Source organism: Bartonella birtlesii IBS 325 (genome assembly GCF_000273375.1).
Lineage (GTDB): Bacteria > Pseudomonadota > Alphaproteobacteria > Rhizobiales > Rhizobiaceae > Bartonella > Bartonella birtlesii.
This window is the reverse complement of the sequence record NZ_CM001557.1, coordinates 1,292,638-1,310,865: the sequence shown is the minus strand read 5'-3', so window position 1 is coordinate 1,310,865 and position 18,228 is coordinate 1,292,638. Positions and strand designations below refer to the sequence as shown.

At 35.2% G+C, this 18,228-nt stretch carries 11 protein-coding genes; 4 read left to right on the top strand and 7 right to left on the bottom strand.

Annotation, left to right across the window (positions count from 1 at the left end):
* Nucleotides 1–227 precede the first annotated feature (227 nt).
* Both tyrS and QWU_RS06320 read left to right on the top strand, forming a co-directional pair.
* Nucleotides 228–1,481: a tyrosine--tRNA ligase gene (gene tyrS, locus QWU_RS06325; RefSeq protein WP_006589666.1), complete on the top strand. Its 1,254-nt coding sequence runs from the start codon at nt 228–230 to the stop codon at nt 1,479–1,481.
* A gap of 177 nt (nt 1,482–1,658) precedes the next feature.
* Entirely contained in the window at nt 1,659–2,141 is a 483-nt protein-coding gene (locus QWU_RS06320) for a peroxiredoxin (RefSeq protein ID WP_006589667.1), read from the top strand.
* A 91-nt stretch (nt 2,142–2,232) separates the two neighbouring features.
* Here the strand turns inward: QWU_RS06320 and prfB are convergent.
* The 3 genes from prfB to QWU_RS06305 form a co-directional block, all read right to left on the bottom strand.
* A protein-coding gene (prfB, locus tag QWU_RS06315; RefSeq protein WP_144062927.1) for a peptide chain release factor 2 occupies nt 2,233–3,361 on the bottom strand; the annotation gives its coding sequence in 2 pieces (ribosomal slippage) (nt 2,233–3,291 and nt 3,293–3,361; 1,128 coding nt in all).
* 190 nt (nt 3,362–3,551) lie between these two features.
* On the bottom strand, nt 3,552–6,017 hold the full coding sequence (locus tag QWU_RS06310) for a penicillin-binding protein 1A (protein WP_006589669.1): 2,466 nt from the start codon (nt 6,015–6,017) through the stop codon (nt 3,552–3,554).
* Between the two features lie 154 nt (nt 6,018–6,171).
* On the bottom strand, nt 6,172–7,395 hold the full coding sequence (locus tag QWU_RS06305; protein WP_006589670.1) for an N-acetylmuramoyl-L-alanine amidase family protein: 1,224 nt from the start codon (nt 7,393–7,395) through the stop codon (nt 6,172–6,174).
* Between the two features lie 602 nt (nt 7,396–7,997).
* Here QWU_RS06305 and QWU_RS06300 point away from each other — a divergent pair.
* A complete protein-coding gene (locus QWU_RS06300; RefSeq protein WP_006589672.1) occupies nt 7,998–10,622 on the top strand; it encodes an Rne/Rng family ribonuclease in 2,625 nt (874 codons plus the stop codon).
* A gap of 79 nt (nt 10,623–10,701) precedes the next feature.
* Here QWU_RS06300 and QWU_RS06295 read toward each other — a convergent pair whose 3' ends face one another.
* Nucleotides 10,702–11,313 carry an invasion associated locus B family protein gene (locus QWU_RS06295; protein WP_006589673.1) on the bottom strand — a complete coding sequence of 204 codons (612 nt, stop codon included), beginning with the start codon at nt 11,311–11,313 and terminating at the stop codon, nt 10,702–10,704.
* Nucleotides 11,314–11,723: 410 nt separating this feature from the next.
* On the opposite strand from QWU_RS06295, the gene QWU_RS06290 reads away from it, so the two are divergent.
* The gene (locus QWU_RS06290; protein ID WP_240532168.1) at nt 11,724–13,445 is read left to right on the top strand and encodes an extracellular solute-binding protein; all 1,722 of its coding nucleotides are present in this window, start codon (nt 11,724–11,726) and stop codon (nt 13,443–13,445) included.
* Nucleotides 13,446–13,649: 204 nt separating this feature from the next.
* Here the strand turns inward: QWU_RS06290 and QWU_RS10375 are convergent, their stop codons facing one another.
* The 3 genes from QWU_RS10375 to mfd all read right to left on the bottom strand — a co-directional run bounded on the left by QWU_RS10375 (nt 13,650) and on the right by mfd (nt 18,225).
* Nucleotides 13,650–14,060: a hypothetical protein gene (locus QWU_RS10375; protein WP_017196420.1), complete on the bottom strand. Its 411-nt coding sequence runs from the start codon at nt 14,058–14,060 to the stop codon at nt 13,650–13,652.
* On the bottom strand, nt 14,057–14,311 hold the full coding sequence (locus tag QWU_RS10370) for a hypothetical protein (RefSeq protein WP_017345219.1): 255 nt from the start codon (nt 14,309–14,311) through the stop codon (nt 14,057–14,059). The genes QWU_RS10375 and QWU_RS10370 overlap by 4 nt, the downstream gene beginning before the upstream one ends.
* Nucleotides 14,312–14,724: 413 nt before the next feature.
* Entirely contained in the window at nt 14,725–18,225 is a 3,501-nt protein-coding gene (gene mfd / locus QWU_RS06270) for a transcription-repair coupling factor (protein ID WP_026017320.1), read from the bottom strand.
* Nucleotides 18,226–18,228 lie beyond the last annotated feature (3 nt).

The window sequence follows — 18,228 nt, the reverse complement described above, 5'->3', positions numbered from 1 at the left end:
GTTTATAATTGGCTTTTTGCCATTTATTGATAGTCAAGAATAAAAGAGAGAGGTTTCTTTTCAAGAAAAGATATCTTCCTATAAAATATACAAATAGAATAGCATCTGTGTTAATTTTTTACCGTCAGTATTTTTCGTTCTCTTGTTAGATATGTATGAACTATGATAGAGAGAGCGTATCAAAAAACTATGATATAATAAATAACATTTTAATGGGAAATAAATCTGTGATTGCCTTTAAATCTGATTTTTTATATATTATGCATGAGCGTGGTTTTATCCACCAAATTTCAGATAAAAAAGGTTTAGATGATCTTTTTTCAAAAGAAGTTGTAAGCGCTTATATTGGATTTGATCCTACAGCATCAAGTTTACATGCTGGAAGTCTTCTGCAAATTATGATGCTTTATTGGTTACAAAAAACCGGTCACCGTCCTATTGCTTTGATGGGTGGAGGAACAGGATTGATCGGTGATCCTTCCTTTAAAGATGAAGCACGATGCCTTTTAACACAAAATGACATTGCTGCAAACATTGCTAGTATTAAAAAGGTATTCGCTAACTATTTGACATTTGGTAATGAAAAAACTGATGCATGTATTGTTAATAATGCTGAATGGTTGTGCAATTTAAACTACTTAGAATTTTTACGTGATGTAGGGAAACATTTTTCTGTCAATCGCATGTTGTCATTTGATTCTGTCAGACTGAGACTTGAGCGTGAACATTCTTTGTCATTCTTAGAGTTTAATTATATGATCCTGCAAGCCTATGATTTTGTTGAACTTCATCAGCGCTATGGACTACGTATGCAAATGGGTGGCTCTGATCAATGGGGCAATATTGTTAACGGAATTGAATTAGGACATCGCTTAGGAACCACACAATTATATGCATTAACATCACCGTTACTAACAACCTCTTCTGGTGCTAAAATGGGTAAGTCGCTAAATGGGGCTGTATGGCTTAATGCGGATATGCTTTCACCTTATGAATTTTGGCAATATTGGCGCAATACAGAAGATGCTGATGTTATACGATTTTTAAAACTTTATACTACATTGCCAATGGATGAAATTCTCAAACTTTCTGCATTGCAAGGGAGTGAAATTAATGAGGCAAAGAAAATTCTTGCCACAGAAATTACCGCAATGTTGCATGGACGTAGCCTTGCAGATGCAGCAGCTGAAACTGCACGAAAGACTTTTGAAGAAAAAACACTTGGAGAAAAGCTCCCAACTGTTGAAATTCATGCCACAGAATTAAAAATGGGAATTGGAATACTCACTCTTTTAGTGCAAGCAGGACTCGCTAAATCTAATAGTGAGGCACGTCGCTATGTTCAAGGTGGAGGTGTGCGTATTAATGATCAAATCATTGAAGATGAAAAATACCTTCTTGTTGAAGACGATGTCAATTCAGATGGAATCATTAAACTTTCTTTTGGTAAGAAAAAACATGTTTTGATGAAACCGGTATAATCTTCTTTATAATTTTTATACTTTTTTGCTTTAATTTTATTTTTCAATACAATCCTTATAATACAATAAGCTTTGTAGAAAAAATAACAAACCTTTCAAAACAGAGGGTTGCATAATTCTTTCTGCTATACATTCTAAGAGCTTGTATTTGGTAACACAGAAAAGAAAGATAAGATAATGACAAGATCAATAAAAGGTACTTTTGCTCCTGATTTTGATTTGCCACGAGATAATGGAGGTAAAATACGCCTTTCTAGCCTACAAGGAAAATACGTTGTTTTATATTTCTACCCGAAAGATAATACCAGTGGGTGCACAAGTGAAGCGATTGATTTTACACGATTGAAGCCGAAATTTGATGAAATCGGAGTCGTTCTTATTGGGGTCTCTCCAGATAGTATTAAAAGCCATGAAAAATTTAAAACGAAACACGCGCTTAATATCATTCTTGTTTCTGATGAAGAGAAAACAACGCTTGAATCTTACGGTGTGTGGGTTGAAAAAAGCATGTATGGGCGCAAATATATGGGCGTTGAACGAAGTACTTTTTTAATTGATAAAACTGGAAAAATAGCGGAAGAATGGCGCAGAATCAGTGTATCTGGACATGCCGATAAGGTGCTCGCAGCTGCTATGTTGTTACATGATAATAATTTATAGAACTTATCATTCAAGTCTTGTCAAAGTAAAAATTATTCCTAACCGCTGGTTTTCGTGAATCTGCCTCTTAATGAATTCAACTATAATCTTATTAAGTAATATTTTCAATTTCTTCAGATCTTTTATAAATGCGCCGCGCAAGTGCTGCCTCTATAAATGAATCTAAATTGCCATTAAGCACAGACTGTGGATCAGTGTTTTCAACACCTGTACGTAAATCTTTAACAAGCTGATAAGGTTGAAGAACATAAGATCTAATTTGGTGTCCCCATCCGATTTCTGTTTTAGAAGCTTCAATAGTATTTGTTTCTTCTTCTCTCTTTTTTAGCTCTTCTTCATAAAGTCTTGCTCGCAACATCGACCACGCGGTTGCCCGATTTTTATGTTGAGAACGCTCTGTTTGACATTGTACAACAATACCTGTTTTTATATGCGTAATGCGAACTGCAGAATCTGTTGTGTTGACATGCTGTCCTCCAGCTCCTGATGCACGATATGTATCAATACGAACATCCGCCTCTGAAACATCAACTTCGATATTATCATCAATAACCGGATAAATCCAGATACTTGCAAAAGAGGTATGACGCTTTGCATTTGAATCAAATGGCGAAATCCGTACCAAACGATGAACACCTGATTCTGTTTTCAACATACCATAAGCGTTATGTCCTTTTATAAGAATAGTCGCTGATTTTATGCCTGCTTCTTCCCCATCGTGAATTTCTAATATCTCAACTTTCATTTTATGCTGTTCAGCCCAGCGCGTATACATACGTAATAACATAGAAGCCCAATCTTGGCTTTCCGTGCCTCCTGCACCAGCATGAACTTCTAGATAAGTATCATTCGGATCGACTTCTCCGGAAAGAAGTACATCAATTTGCCTTTTTTCTATTTCACTCTTAAGATGGTGTATTGTGTTTTCTGCATCAGTAATAACTTCTATATCACTTTCTTCTTCACCCATCGCAATTAACGCAATGCACTCTTCAAGCGTTTTTGTAAATGATCGAATGCTATGAATTGAATCATCAAGACGCTGACGCTCACGCATCATATCTTGTGCTTGTTGTGCATTATCCCAAAATGTTGGATCTTCTGCTTTTTGATTGAGATATTCGAGGCGTTTTAGTGATTGATCCCAGTCAAAGATGCCCCCTTAGCAACTTTATTGCTTGTTGGATTTCCTCAACTAATGTTTCTATTTCTGCTCGCATAATTTAACACCATAGTTTTTATTTTAAGATTTTTTTTGCTATGTTTTTTAAAGTATTTTTAACCAGTTCTATAATCCTAGTAAGGCGATAGCACAGTTCCATCCACCTGTTTACTGTAATTAAATTAAAAAAGTAGAGTAAAATAATTTTACTCTGTTCGCAAATTATACCAAAAGAGAATTTTGCCAAACTAATATAGCCCACCTGTACCGCTTTCAAGAGCTTTATTAACCTGTGGAGAAGTGGTCATTACAGGAACACCTTCTTGAAAAGAATTCGTACTACCAATGACTTGATAAATATCAGCAGGTCCAGTCCCTGGTTTAAATGCTTCTATAATAACATCTTGCTCTCCTCTTTCCGCGAGCATACCCGTCCTACGATTAATTGGCATTAAAATCATTCCTTCTGGCATTTTAAATGGTACATCTGGTTTCCCTTTTAGAGCTTCTGCCATAAATTCACCAAAAATAGGTGCCGCCAATGAACTTCCTGTCCCATTATATCCTAACGGTGCAGGTTGATCGTAACCAATAAAAACACCAACAACGAGATCAGGAGTAAACCCCATAAACCATACATCTTTAGAATCATTGGTGGTTCCTGTTTTAGCAGCAATATGTCGATTGAGATAACGTAAACGTGCAGCTGTACCTCGCTGAACAACTCCCTCCATCATTGATGTAATTTGATAAGCAGTCATAGGATCAAGAACTTGATCTCGTTCATCAATCAATTTTGGTTCACTTTGATTATCCCATGACTGGGCATTACAATTTTCACAAAGACGATCATCATGACGATAAATCGTTTTTCCATAACGATCCTGAATTCTATCTATCAGTGAAGGTTTAATAGAGCGTCCTCCATTGGCTATCACTGAATAAGCTGTTACCATTCGTAAAACTGTTGTCTCACCAGCTCCTAAGGCCATGGGAAGATAAGGTTGTAATTTATCTACAATACCAAAACGTTCTGCATATTCAGCAACAAGAGGCATTCCCATGTCGTAGGCAAGCCGTATCGTCATAAGATTGCGGGAATGTTCAATACCATAACGTAGTGTTGAAGGTCCTGCAAATGTACCACCATAATTTTTAGGTTGCCAAATATCACCATTATACTGGCGAATTTCAATGGGACCATCTAAAATAACTGAAGCTGGTGTATATCCATTATCGAGTGCTGCTGCGTATACAAAAGGCTTAAAAGCAGAGCCAGGTTGACGATAAGCTTGTGTTGCACGATTAAATTCAGAGGCGGAAAAAGAAAAACCTCCCACCATTGCAAGAACACGCCCTGTGTGTGGTTCCATAGCCACAACGGCACCTTCAACCTTTGGAATTTGTTGTAAGCGGTAAATATTGTTTGTATTTGGTACTTTTTCAACAAAAATAACATCTCCAATTTGCAGGACATGCGATAAATTTGGCACAATTCTCCGATGACCATTTTCTGTTATAATATTGAATGCCCATTTTGAATCAGTTTCAGACAAAATAGCCGTATCTCGTTTTTTTGATAATAAACCTGAAGCTTCGCGTTGTGGTTGTAAACCAATCTCTACTTTATGAGCGTTAGCAGAAAGCACAACGGCTAAACGCCATTCAGGAACATCATTCAACCCTGTGATATTTGCAAGCTCAGCTCCCCAATCACCTTTTTCATTAATACGTGCATAAGCTCCACGCCATCCTTGTGCATGATCAAATTTAATTAATCCATTATGTAAAGCCCGTCGAGCAACAACTTGCAAATGTGGATCAAGCGTTGTACGAATTGAAAGGCCACCTTCATAAAGTGTTTTTGCACCATAACGATGTATTAAACGGCGACGTACTTCTTCAGTAAAATATTCAGCAACAAAAACATAGCTATCACTCCCACGTATTGTAGCTCCCAAAGGTTTCTCTTTGGCTTTGTCACCTTGTTCACGCGTTACATATCCATTTGCAACCATTCGATCTATAACCCAATTACGTCTATTTGTTGCACGTTGTGTATTTTTAAATGGATCATAATTTCCTGGTCCTTTAGGAAGAGCAGCCAAATAAGCACATTGTTCTAAAGTCAGATCATTGACGGATTTATTAAAATAAGTCAAAGAAGCTGCTGCAATACCATAAGTGCCACGACCAAGATAAATTTCGTTAAGATACAGCTCAAGAATATGGTCTTTTGAATAAGTTTTCTCAATGCGCATCGCCAGAATAGCTTCCTTTAATTTGCGCTCTAAGGTTGCCTCCGAACTTAAGAGAAAGTTTTTAGCGACTTGTTGTGTAATGGTTGACGCTCCTTCTGGACGTTTTCCAGAACCAATATTACGGATATTATTAACTAAAGCTCTAGACAGTCCTTCGGGATCTAAACCGAAATGATGATAAAAATTTTTGTCCTCGGCAGAAATAAAAGCATCTTTAAGCATCTTTGGTATTGATTGAATTGGTAAATAGAGGCGATGTTTTGTTGCAAATTCTGCCATAAGGCTACCATCAGCAGCATGGACGCGTGTCATTACAGGTGGTTCATAGAGGGAAAGAACTTCATAATCAGGAAGTGAAGTTATCTGCTCTTCTGCTATCGCTTTCTGTATCACTGTTCCCCAAAAAACAAGAGTCATAAAAAAACTAAGAAGATATCTAAAAAAAATTATCATCGAAATAGCTATCGCTTTCTTTAGAATTGATTAAAGAAAAAATGTCATCTCACTAATACTATGTGGCTATTACCGCTAGATTGAGATAAAAAAACAGTTCGTTTATATTAAACTCTATCAGAACCCAGTACTGATACTCTATTTTCTTACAAATTTAAAGAGGCTGCATAATTTTCTGCCTATATTCAGCAAATTGACGAATAGAATGAGCAATCGAGAGAGCCATCTTTTTTCTCCATTGGGGATTGTTTAATAATTCTTCGTCTTCTTTATTTGATAAATAACCGATTTCTATCAAGACAGAGGGTACATCTGGAGCCCTTAAAACTTGAAAATCAGCATATCGATGAGGGTTATTTATCAGATTAATATTATTTTTTGATAAATTTGAGACAACACTATCAGCAAAATTTACTGAAAATGCGTGTGTTTCACGACGAGTGAGATCGAGTAAAATATCTGTTACTTCAAGTGTTTTATCTGCTGGCAAACCATCGAGAAGATCTACTTTGTTTGCATTTTCAGCTAAGGATTTTGCAATTGCATCAGAAGCCTTATCTGAGATAGTATAAACTGTTGCACCACGAAGAGAATGTAAATTAATAGTATCGGCATGAATAGATATAAAAAGATCAGCATTCAATTCCTGCGCTTTTTTAACTCTTTCACTTAATCTTAAGAAAATATTAGAATCGCGTGTTAAAGCAACGGTAATATGAGAATCTTTTTCTAATTCATCTCGCAGTACATATGCAAAAGCTAGTGTTACGTCTTTTTCTAAAATTCCACTAATGCCTTGCGCACCACCATCAATTCCACCGTGACCAGGATCAAGCACAACACGAAAATTACGTATTGGCATTCGTTGTATTTTTGTATTAAAAGCAGCTTTTTGTTGTTTTTCCAATATTTTATAAAATTTTTCTTGTGTCGTTTTACGAATATCAATTAATAATTGCCAAAAACCGTTTTCTAATTTTTGCACTCTAGTTTTTTCAACAACAAAAGCAATTTTACTCGTAAAAATAATGCGTGAATTCCGTATATCAGAAAAACCACAGCGCATATCTGATAACATGCTTGATAATTTATGTTGTTTTTTAGAAATATCTTGTATTGAAAAATCAACAGTGGGTAAATTGATAATCAAACGTGCAGGCTTATCCAAAATCTGTAAACGAGCCTTTGGTTCAGCATTAAAAATTGCAATAATACGCGTATACGTATTATCACCAATAGTCTGTACATTAATAAGCTTTAAACTATCTGCCGCTTGGATATTGCTTTGGAATGCTAAAAAAAATAATAAGCAATACCAGATGTAAAAAACAATATCCCAATAGCCAGCTTTAGTTTTTTTAGAAACCCCTTTTTTCATAAATCAAATACTCTTAATATTTTACATTAGCATAATTATTAACCGTATAAAAATGATATATCAGATTTATTCCATTTTTTTCAAGAAATACTCAATTCTTTAATTTTCAATGCTCCCCTCAAAAATTAAATTAAGGCAATAAAGAGATTTATTATGAATTATAATGATACGTATTTACATTGTTACTTGCCAAAACTATGATATCAACATAAAAGAACATTTACGCTTTCTAACTAATAGTAACTATAATCCATATTAAGTTGCCTTTAGAAGCTTTGTTGTACGTTGTACATTTAGGCTTTTTATGGATGAAAATTCCTTATGTCACAAAAGTTAGAATTGCGTTATTTAAGATTCGCTGGTTCGAATATCCGAACTATTTTAAAGATTGTTTTACCGGAGACTTACAAAAATTATGAGTCATACAAAACAGAGGGAAATGATGAAGAGAAATGCTGTAAACGCGGCCATGTGTTTACATGTGATGTCCTGTTCTGTTTTACTGGTACCTCCTTTTTACGGCAGACAGCCTCTCGCATTTACGAATAGTTGTGTTGTTCGTTTGAATAAAGTTGCGCATGTCGCCCTCAGGATTTTAACTTATGTCAAACAAAATGCTTATAGATGCCTCCCATCCGGAGGAAACACGTGTTGTTGTTGTTCACGGCAACAAAATTGAAGAATTTGATTTTGAATCAGAACATAAAAAGCAGCTTAAAGGAAACATTTATCTAGCACGTATTACACGTGTAGAGCCATCGCTTCAAGCAGCTTTTGTCGAATATGGTGGGAATCGCCATGGTTTTTTGACATTTTCCGAAATCCATCCTGATTATTATCAAATTCCTATTGCTGATCGTCTTGCTCTTCTTGAAGAAGAAGAAAAAGCTGCTATAGGAGACAATTATGCAGATGTCCTTGCTGAAGAAACAAACAAAAATAAAAAACGCTCCAGAAAAACAAAAAAAGATGAAAGTAAGAATAGCATCGCAGCAGATATTGAAAATGATGCAACTTTTGAAATCATAACAATTGATGATGCAGAAGAAACTTTTAGTGCAAGTGTTTCTCATGATGAGATCGAAATGGTTGGTGCAGAGGATGTGCGTGAAGAGCTCCCCACCTATCAACAAAAACAAGGACGTCAATATAAAATTCAAGAAGTGATTAAACGACGGCAAATTTTGTTGGTGCAAGTTATCAAAGAAGAACGTGGTAATAAAGGTGCAGCGCTTACAACATATTTATCCCTAGCAGGTCGTTATTCTGTTCTCATGCCCAATACAGCACGTGGTGGTGGTATTTCACGAAAAATTACCAATGTCCAAGACCGTAAACGTCTGAAAGAAATTGTAAAAGAATTAGCAGTTCCAAAAGGCATGGGCGTTATCTTACGAACTGCTGGCGCAAATAGGACAAAAGCTGAGATTAAACGCGATTATGAATATCTCACCAGATTATGGGATACGGTTCGCACTTTGACACTTAAATCGACAGCACCATGTCTTGTTCATGAAGAAAGTAATCTCATAAAGCGTTCTATACGAGATCTTTACAATAAAAATATCAATGAAATTCTTGTTTCTGGAGACCAAGGATATCGTGAAGCAAAAGATTTTATGCGTATGCTCATGCCAAGTCATGCAAAAGTTGTGCAGCCCTATCGCGATCCCATTCCCATTTTCGCGCGCAATAATATTGAAATTCAGCTTGATAAAATGTTGCATCCACAAGTCTCTTTAAAGTCTGGTGGTTATCTTGTTATTAATCAAACGGAAGCACTTGTAGCTATCGATGTCAATTCTGGTCGTTCTACTAAAGAACTTTCTGTCGAAAAAACAGCGTTACAGACCAACCTTGAAGCTGCAGAAGAAATAGCACGTCAATTACGTTTACGTGATCTTGCTGGTTTAATTGTCATTGATTTTATTGATATGCTTGAAGAGCGCAATGTGAGATTAGTTGAAAAAAAGCTGAAAGATTGCTTAAAAAATGACCGCGCTCGTATCCAAGTTGGTCACATTTCACACTTTGGCCTTTTGGAAATGAGTCGTCAACGTATTCGTATATCAGTTTTAGAAAGTACAACACATCCCTGTCCGCATTGCGCTGGAACAGGAAATGTTCGCTCTGAATCCTCAATTGCTTTACATGTTATGCGCTCTATTGAAGAATATCTTCTGCATAATCCGCAACATAACATTATTGTGCGCACACCTGTAACAACAGCACTTTACGTGTTAAACCATAAACGCAATATTCTTGTTAATCTAGAAACGCGTTTTAAACTTAATATTAGTATTGAAGCAGATGATAGCATTGGAACACAACATCTTATTATTTCTAAGGGTACAATAGCAGAAACAATTTCTCAGCCGGTTTTAGAAGATGATAATAAAGAAGAAACTGAAAATGAAATCCTCATAAATAATTTTTCTATCGAAGATAAAACGCTTATTGAAACAAATCAGAAACGTCGGCCTAAAAATCATTTAGGTGAAATGAATGACAATTCTCTTTCTACTGCTCGGAAAAAAGACGACGTGCTGAATGATGATTCTCGTCGTCGAGGGGGCGCGCGTCGTCGGGGACGTCGAGGGGGGCGTCGTAATCAGGAGAATGGTTTTTATCAAATTCGTATTCCTTACGCAGAACCGGTAGGAGATTTTGCTAAACAAGCCTTAGAAGAAATTAAAACGGCATATCGCAAACGACGTATTCCACATACAAAATCTATTCAATTTGAAGAAACTGAAAATGACACACAACTCTCGGCTATACAACAAGATGAAACCATAAAGATTGATACGGCTGCTACACCTAAAAAACGTAAAACGCGTTCTTCAAGAGTAGTACAAAATCAATACGCTACTGAAAACGATCAAAAGATAGCAGTACCAGAATCTTTAGAAGAAAAACCTACAGTTCGCTCAAAACATAAAGTTAAAACAAAAAAAGTAGATGAAATTCTTCATGAGGTAGTGGAAAAAACGCTTCAAAATAATAAAGCAACACGCAAAACACGTAAAAAATCATCTTCTAAAGAAATAACGGCAATAAAAGAAATATCAAAACCAAAAACTGTAAGTGAAAAACCAATTGAGCCAACTTTCTCCAAAGTTGAAGAAAAAATCAATCACTCTGTTGTGATATCATCGACGCTTAACGATACCCCAAAAACTCAGCGTACTGGCTGGTGGAAACGCAGAAATCCTTCCAAAAATTAAATATAAAAAACCGCCACAAATTATTTGTGGCGGTTTAAATAAGCAAACATAATAAATGCCTTCTTATGTTGCGCACTTATTAATTTTGTTTAGCTCTTTCTTGTTCAGCACGCATACGATCTTCAATCTCTTTTTGCTTTGATTGAATGGCTTGTTGCAGCTTTATTTGCTCTTGTTGAAAATCTTTTTCCTCTATACCAGGGCCTGTGTATGCAGTAGTAAATCCATTAAGAGAAAATTCAATAGGATTAGCTGAACCACGAAAATTAATCGTAGTTACAACCATTCTCGAGCCGCTTTTCATAGCTGTAATAAGCTTATCATCTAAGACATCATTGGCAATACAACTTGGCCCATTACAGATAATATAAGGAACTTTTTTAGAAAAATTATCTCCTATCTGAATATGAACACCTTCTGGCAAAAAACGACCTGTAGGAACTTGAATACCTATACGTTTTTCATTTTGCTTCCCTTTTATTTCAACAAGATTAAAAGCCGTCAAAGGCTGTCCAGTATTTGATAAAACAGTGTTCATTGTATTGCAAACATCAACATCATGCTGCTTGCTGCACACCTTATACCAACCTTGAGATAAAGTTTGCGCTCCTGCAGAAGTATGAATTGTAAAAAAAAGGGCCATAGCTCCAGCTAATCCTGAAACAACAGAACAGATATTTTTATGCGACATGATTAAGTTAATCCTTTCAACGCGCTTTTATAATAACCCAAACAATAGGAATACTAAATATAATTTCAATCAAGTGTATTAAATTAAACCAATGAAATGACACCCTCTTCTATGCTTCTTACTTCAATATAAAGAGAAAAGTCAAATTTGGGAAAAAAAGCTATAAATAGCCACTTAAATTCTTATGCACTCATGTACAAAATCCCCCTTTTATGGCATCAGTATTCTACGGAATTTATCCATAAAATACCCTAGTGCAGTGAAACAAGTTAAGATTACATAAACGAATCAATATTGCAATATAATTAAAGTAGACTCCTATGTTATTCTATAGATTTCATTATTTTAAAGCTTTTTTTATATTTATACCTCTTCTTTTAAGCAAAAGCGTTCTAGCAACAGGTATTGCAATGCATGGAACGCCTAAATTGTTAGAAAATTTTCAATATTTTCCTTATGCATCTCCTGACGCCAAGCAAAAAGGCAAAGTCACTTATGGTGTTGTTGGAACATTTGATAGTTTAAATCCCTTCGTTATTCGCAGTTTTAGAACAACGGCAAGAGGACTTTTCTCTGATGAACAATTTTCTGGTCTTGTTTACGAAACAATGATGGTACGCTCTCGTGATGAAGCTTTTACACTTTACAGTCTCTTAGCAGAAAAAGTTGAATTAAACAATGAGCGCACTGAAATTACTTTTTTTCTTAATCCAAAGGCGCGTTTTTCGGATGGAAAACCTATAACAGTTGAAGATGTTTTATTCACAATAAAGCTCCTTAAAGATAAAGGAAGACCTCCTTTTGATCGTTATATGAAACGTATAGAATCCATTGAAAAAATTGGAGATTATGGTATTAAAATACGTTTTCCACACTCAAAAGACCGTGAATTTCCACTTCTTTTAGCTGGTGTAATGCCCATATTACCAAAACATGCTATTAATGTTGATGACTTTGAAAAAAATGGGCTGAATAAGATTCCAGGAAGCGGTCCCTATATTATTGAACATGTTGAGCTTGGTGAACGGATTATCTATAAGCGCAATCCTCATTATTGGGGGAAAGATCTTCCTGTTAATAAAGGTTTAAATAATTTTGATACTATTCAAATTGAATATTTTCGTAATAATATGGCACTTTTTGAAGCCTTTAAAAAAGGTATGATTGATGTTTTTATTGAAACAAATCCAAGTCGTTGGCAACACTCTTATAATTTTCCAGCTGTTCGTGAAGGTCTTGTTATTAAAGAAAAATTTTTAAAGGGAACTCCCGCTGATCTCATGGGTTTTGTTTTTAATACCCGTCGCGCAGTTTTTAAAGACAAAAGAGTAAGACAGGCTTTATCAATACTTTTCGATTTTGAATGGGTCAATCATCACCTTTTTAATAATATCTATACCAGAACGGAAGGTTATTGGGATGGTTCTATCCTGTCATCTATTGGAAAACCAGCAAACGAAAAAGAAAAAGCACTTTTGGCTCCCTACCCTGATGCAGTTCTTCCTGAAGTTATGAATGGAAGTTGGCGTATCTCCAAAACAGATGGCTCAGGCTTGGATAGATCAATCGCAGAAAAAGCTTGGAAACTCTTACAAAAAGCAGGCTTTACTCAAAAAAACAACAAAGCTATTGCTCCTAATGGTCTACCTTTTCGATTTGAAATTATGACTCAATCACTTGAAGAAGAAAAGGTTGCACTTGCTTTTCAAAGTACGTTGTCTCGTCTTGGTATTCATGTTGAAATAAGGACCGTTGATGATAGCCAATACCAAAATCGTTTAGGAATGTTTGACTATGACATGATTATAGCAAAATTAAAAAATTCTCTCTCACCAGGAAATGAACAAATAAATCGTTGGAGTTCAGCTTCTCGAGATTTAAAAGGAAGTTTTAATTTTTCTGGAGCAGCTAATCCTGCTATAGACGCAATGATAACGGCGATGCTTGATGCACACTCAGATGTTGATTTTATTGCGGCAGTTCGTGCCTTGGACAGAATTCTTATTTCTGGAAGCTACTATATACCCCTCTATCATTTGCCTGAACAATGGATAGCACGTTGGTCATATATTAAGCATCCTGCTTATACATCACTTTATGGATATCGCCTACCGGCTTGGTGGCGTGAATAAAAGATTCTATTATCAAAAAAATCAAAGAGATAAATTTATCTGACAGTTTTTAAAAGATGCTTGAATTCATTTTACTGGACTTTTAATTACATCTACATAAACTAGCAATTAAAATATTAAAATAACATATCCAAAGCATAATATTATTTTATTATTTAAAAATATATTTTTTATTTTATAAAACTTTTAATAAAACAAACATAACTATTTCTTATTAAACCATTCTCGAATATAAAAAAGCATACTGTTTATAATGTTTTTTCTTTTATTTGGGAAAACTATATTATGTACTTCTTCAAAGGTTCTGCAAACCATAGGTATATTTCTCAAAGAGGAATCTCCACGCACCACAGCATTCTTTATAGTATTATATAACTCTTTTTTTAGATTATCAGGGCCTGTTATTAGAAGTTCTTTAATATTTTTGACTAACTTTATATCTATTGAACTAACTGCATATTTCGTCCAAATAAAATCCTTCTTTTTCCAATCAAACTCCTTACGTAAAACAGCAGCGATATCACTATGTAGTAGACTTCCCAAAGCTCTGCACGAAACAATAAAAATGAGATAACTTTTTATTATTTCATCATTGTTCCAAACACCTTCACTCATTTTCCATTCATTAAATAATTGTGTTTTTTCAGATATTCTTTTGCTTTAGCAAATTTTTCTTCATATTCTCCTTCTTCGTATTCTTTTGCTATATACGTTCTATATATCAAATTTAGTTTTCCTTCAGCTAATTTGTTTAATTTTAAAGTAAGTCTAAAATGTTCCTCACTAAGATCATTTTGTTTCTGCAAAAGCTTACTTTGTTCATGCAAAACTTTGTAGTATTTTGTACTAGGAATGCGCTTTATCAAAAGATTTAATTCATCCAGTTTTTCTTCAATAAACTCGATTTCATTATCAACAATGATTCTTTTTTCTTTAAAACGTTGATATTTTTCATCAAGAGTTTCATAAAAAAAAATTCAGCATGAACATTTTTTATATCATATATTAAAGTAAGTAATAAAAAAGCTATAATGAGCAATCTTTGTAATGAAGAAATCATATTATTCCACTTTAAGTTTATATAAATGCTTATAAATAGCACCTTTTATTTTTATAATAGTGTTGCTTAATATATTTGTCTGTTTGTATCAATATGTATTATAATAAATAACTCAAAAAGAGAATTTTTATATAAGCAAAATTTTATGAAAACTTTAAATGTTGTGTAGAAATATTCTATAATAAATAATGGTTTTAAATCTATAGGAAAAGTTTTAACCTAAAAAGAACATTTCTCTGCCATTTCTACGAGCTGTTTCACAATCGTTGCCGCTCCAACAAGTCTTTCATTAACTGTAGACCAATTTTGAATAAAAGCAATAGTTTGGTCTTGTCTAATTTTTACCATTGAACCTTTTTTTGCGACCCACTGGACAAGCGCAGCACTATTTGCAAAATAATTATTGCGAAATTTTATAACAATACCTTTTGGTCCAATATCCAATTTTTCTACATGCGCTTTTCTACATAATATTTTTATATAATAAACTTTAAGAAGATGTTGAACTTCAAGTGGTAAAGGTCCAAAACGATCAATTAACTCAGCTGCAAATTCATCAATTTGTTCTAAATCATTAAGTTCTGTTAAACGACGATAAAGTCCTATGCGTAACGGTAAATCAGGCACAAAATTTTCTGGTATAATCGCGGTTGTATCAAGGGAAATTTGAGGTGACCATTGTTTATCTTCGCTCTGTTCTCCATCTTTTAATTCAGCAACGGCTTCTTCAAGCATTTTTTGATAAAGTTCAAATCCAACTTCTTTTATATGCCCTGATTGCTCTTCGCCTAAAAAATTTCCTGAACCGCGAATATCCATATCATGGCTTGCCAATTGAAAACCTGCCCCCAATGTATCAAGAGATTGTAAAATTTTAAGACGACGATCAGCAGCAGGGGTTAAAACTTTACCTGAAGGATAAGTAAAGAGTGCATAAGCACGTTGTTTTGAGCGCCCTACTCTACCACGCAATTGATAAAGAGCAGCAAGACCAAACATTTCAGCACGATGCACAATTAATGTATTGGCAGTTGGAATATCAAGACCTGATTCAATAATGGTTGTCGATAACAAAACATCGTATTGTCCATCATAAAATGCATTCATAATATCATCAAGTTGTCCAGCGGGCATTTGTCCATGCGCTATAACGAACTTGAGCTCTGGTACATGCGTTTTAAGGTATTCTTCTACAGAAGCAAGGTCTGAAATGCGCGGACAAACATAAAAACTTTGTCCACCACGGTAGTATTCTCGAAGCAATGTTTCGCGTATAACAAGTGAATCAAACGGTGAAATAAAAGTACGTACAGCCATTCTATCAATAGGTGGAGTGGTTATCAATGAAAGTTCTCGTACCCCTGATAATGCTAGTCCTAAAGTGCGTGGAATGGGAGTTGCTGAAAGTGTAAGAACATGAATATCGCTTTTAAGTTCTTTTAGACGTTCTTTGTGTTTAACACCAAAATGCTGCTCCTCGTCAATAATAAGAAGTCCCAACCGTGAAAAATTAACTGCATCACTTAAAAGCGCATGCGTTCCAATGGCAATATCAATAGTACCATCTGAAATCCCTTTTTTGACTTGTGCGAGTTCTTTAGCTTTCACAAGTCTTGATGTATGACCAATTTTAACAGGTAATCCTTGAAAACGTGAAATAAAAGTCTTGTAATGTTGTCGTGAGAGCAATGTTGTAGGCACAACAACGGCAACCTGATATCCATTTAATGCAGCAACAAACGCGCTTCGAATAGCTACTTCTGTTTTTCCGAAGCCAACATCGCCACATATTAAGCGATCCATTGGTTTGCCTGATGCCAAATCCTCTAATACAGCATCAATGGCGTTCATTTGATCTTCTGTCTCTTCATAAGGAAAGCATGCAACAAACTCATCAAATGGTCCAATTGGCGGAATCAAAGCAGGTGCAGAACGCATAGCACGCTCTGCAGCTATACGGATTAATTGACCAGCCATTTCCAATAAATATTTTTTTAGCCGTGTTTTACGTACTTGCCAAGCAACACCACCTAACTTGTCTAACGCTACATCTGCTCCCTCTGATCCATAGCGTGAAAGAAGTTCGATATTTTCAACAGGTAAAAAAAGTCTATCACCTCCAGCATATTTAATTTCAAGACAATCTCGTAAAATTCCAGTCGTCATGATAGTTTTAAGACCAACAAATTGCCCAATACCATGATCGATATGAACAACCATATCACCAGAATTTAAAGCTGCAATTTCAGAAATAAAATTTGTATTGTGTTTGCATCGTTTGGGTGATCTTATGAAACGATCACCAAGGATATCCTGTTCTGCTATGACAGCAAAATCTTCTACTTCAAAGCCGTGTTCTATCCTTAGAACAGCTGCTAATATACGATCACGTGGTGTTGCTTTAACAGTTTGTAATGATTTTACAATATCTATTTTTTTTAATCCATGTTCTTCAAGAATCTGTACCAAACGATTGAGAGATCCTTCACTCCAACAAGCTAAAAGTATTTTTTTACCAGCTGCACGCAATGAAGCAATATGATCAATAACAGATGAAAAAACATTTTTTTCTTGCGCATTGCGCTCTTTTACAAAATCATATCCCGGCTTCACATGTGTGTGAACAACAGTTTGTTCAAAAGTTTGTGGAACATTAAAAGGAATAAAATCAATATGTCGTTCAGATTGTTGCACAATTTCCAAAACACTCTTTGGCGTTAAATAGAGAAGGCTAGGCTCTATTGGATGATAAGAAGTAAAACCTTCATTATCATTTTCATGTTCTTTGCGTGCATCATAATAATCTTCAATAAGGCGATAGCGCTCGATGAGCGCTTCTTCTATAAGATGTTCAAAAACAATTGGTATGCTGCCACAATGATCAAAAAAATTATCAAGATTTTCATAAAAAAATGGTAGCCAATGTTCCATACCGGCAAAACGCCGCCCTTGGGAAATTGCTTCATAAAGCATATTGTTTTTTTGTGATACACTAAATGCGCGAGTATAATTGCTTTTAAAGCAGCTGATGCGTTCAGCTGTAAAAACAATCTCACTCATTGCATGTAATAAAAGCTCAGTTTTTTTGTTTGTTGTTCTTTGAGTTTCTGGATCAAATGTGCGGATACTCTCTAAGGTATCTCCAAAAAAATCAAGACGCAAAGGCTCAACATCCGTAGGAGAAAAGATATCAAGAATTCCTCCTCTCACAGCAAATTCACCAACATCACGGACAACCGTAACACGATCAAAACCATTGGATTCTAAAAATTGAATGAAATGCCCCATATTATTACGTTGACCAACGCGTGCACGGATAATCTGTGTTTCTATCATTGTACGGGGAGGCAATTTTTGTATAATTGCATTTGCTGTTGTTAATATAATCGCAGCCTGTGGATTTTTGCGTAAATTTGTTATATCTGCCAAAGTCGATAGGCGACGTGCCATAACAACAACTCCTGGTGACACGCGATCATAGGGTAAACAATCCCATGCAGGAAATTGAAGTATAGGCAAATTGGGCTCAATAAAATTTAAAACTTGCTGTAAATGCGCAATTTTTGTTCCATCACGAAGAACATAGAGAAGTGGTTTACCTTGTGCAATTTCTGAACGCAATTGTGCAAGTGCAAAGGCTTCAAATCCATCAGTAATTCCATCAAAGATCATATGGGAAGAAGTATTTTGTGGAGTGATAGTTTTTTTTAATATAGGCATCGG

What these genes read in the sequence shown, in the direction of transcription:
- QWU_RS06300 (WP_006589672.1), top strand. Translation starts at nt 7,998, where the DNA reads ATGTCAAACAAAATGCTTATAGATGCCTCCCATCCGGAGGAAACACGT.
- QWU_RS06310 (WP_006589669.1), bottom strand. Translation starts at nt 6,017, where the DNA reads ATGATAATTTTTTTTAGATATCTTCTTAGTTTTTTTATGACTCTTGTT.
- QWU_RS06320 (WP_006589667.1), top strand. Translation starts at nt 1,659, where the DNA reads ATGACAAGATCAATAAAAGGTACTTTTGCTCCTGATTTTGATTTGCCA.
- QWU_RS06295 (WP_006589673.1), bottom strand. Translation starts at nt 11,313, where the DNA reads ATGTCGCATAAAAATATCTGTTCTGTTGTTTCAGGATTAGCTGGAGCT.
- mfd (WP_026017320.1), bottom strand. Translation starts at nt 18,225, where the DNA reads ATGCCTATATTAAAAAAAACTATCACTCCACAAAATACTTCTTCCCAT.
- QWU_RS10375 (WP_017196420.1), bottom strand. Translation starts at nt 14,060, where the DNA reads ATGAGTGAAGGTGTTTGGAACAATGATGAAATAATAAAAAGTTATCTC.
- QWU_RS06305 (WP_006589670.1), bottom strand. Translation starts at nt 7,395, where the DNA reads ATGAAAAAAGGGGTTTCTAAAAAAACTAAAGCTGGCTATTGGGATATT.
- QWU_RS06290 (WP_240532168.1), top strand. Translation starts at nt 11,724, where the DNA reads ATGCATGGAACGCCTAAATTGTTAGAAAATTTTCAATATTTTCCTTAT.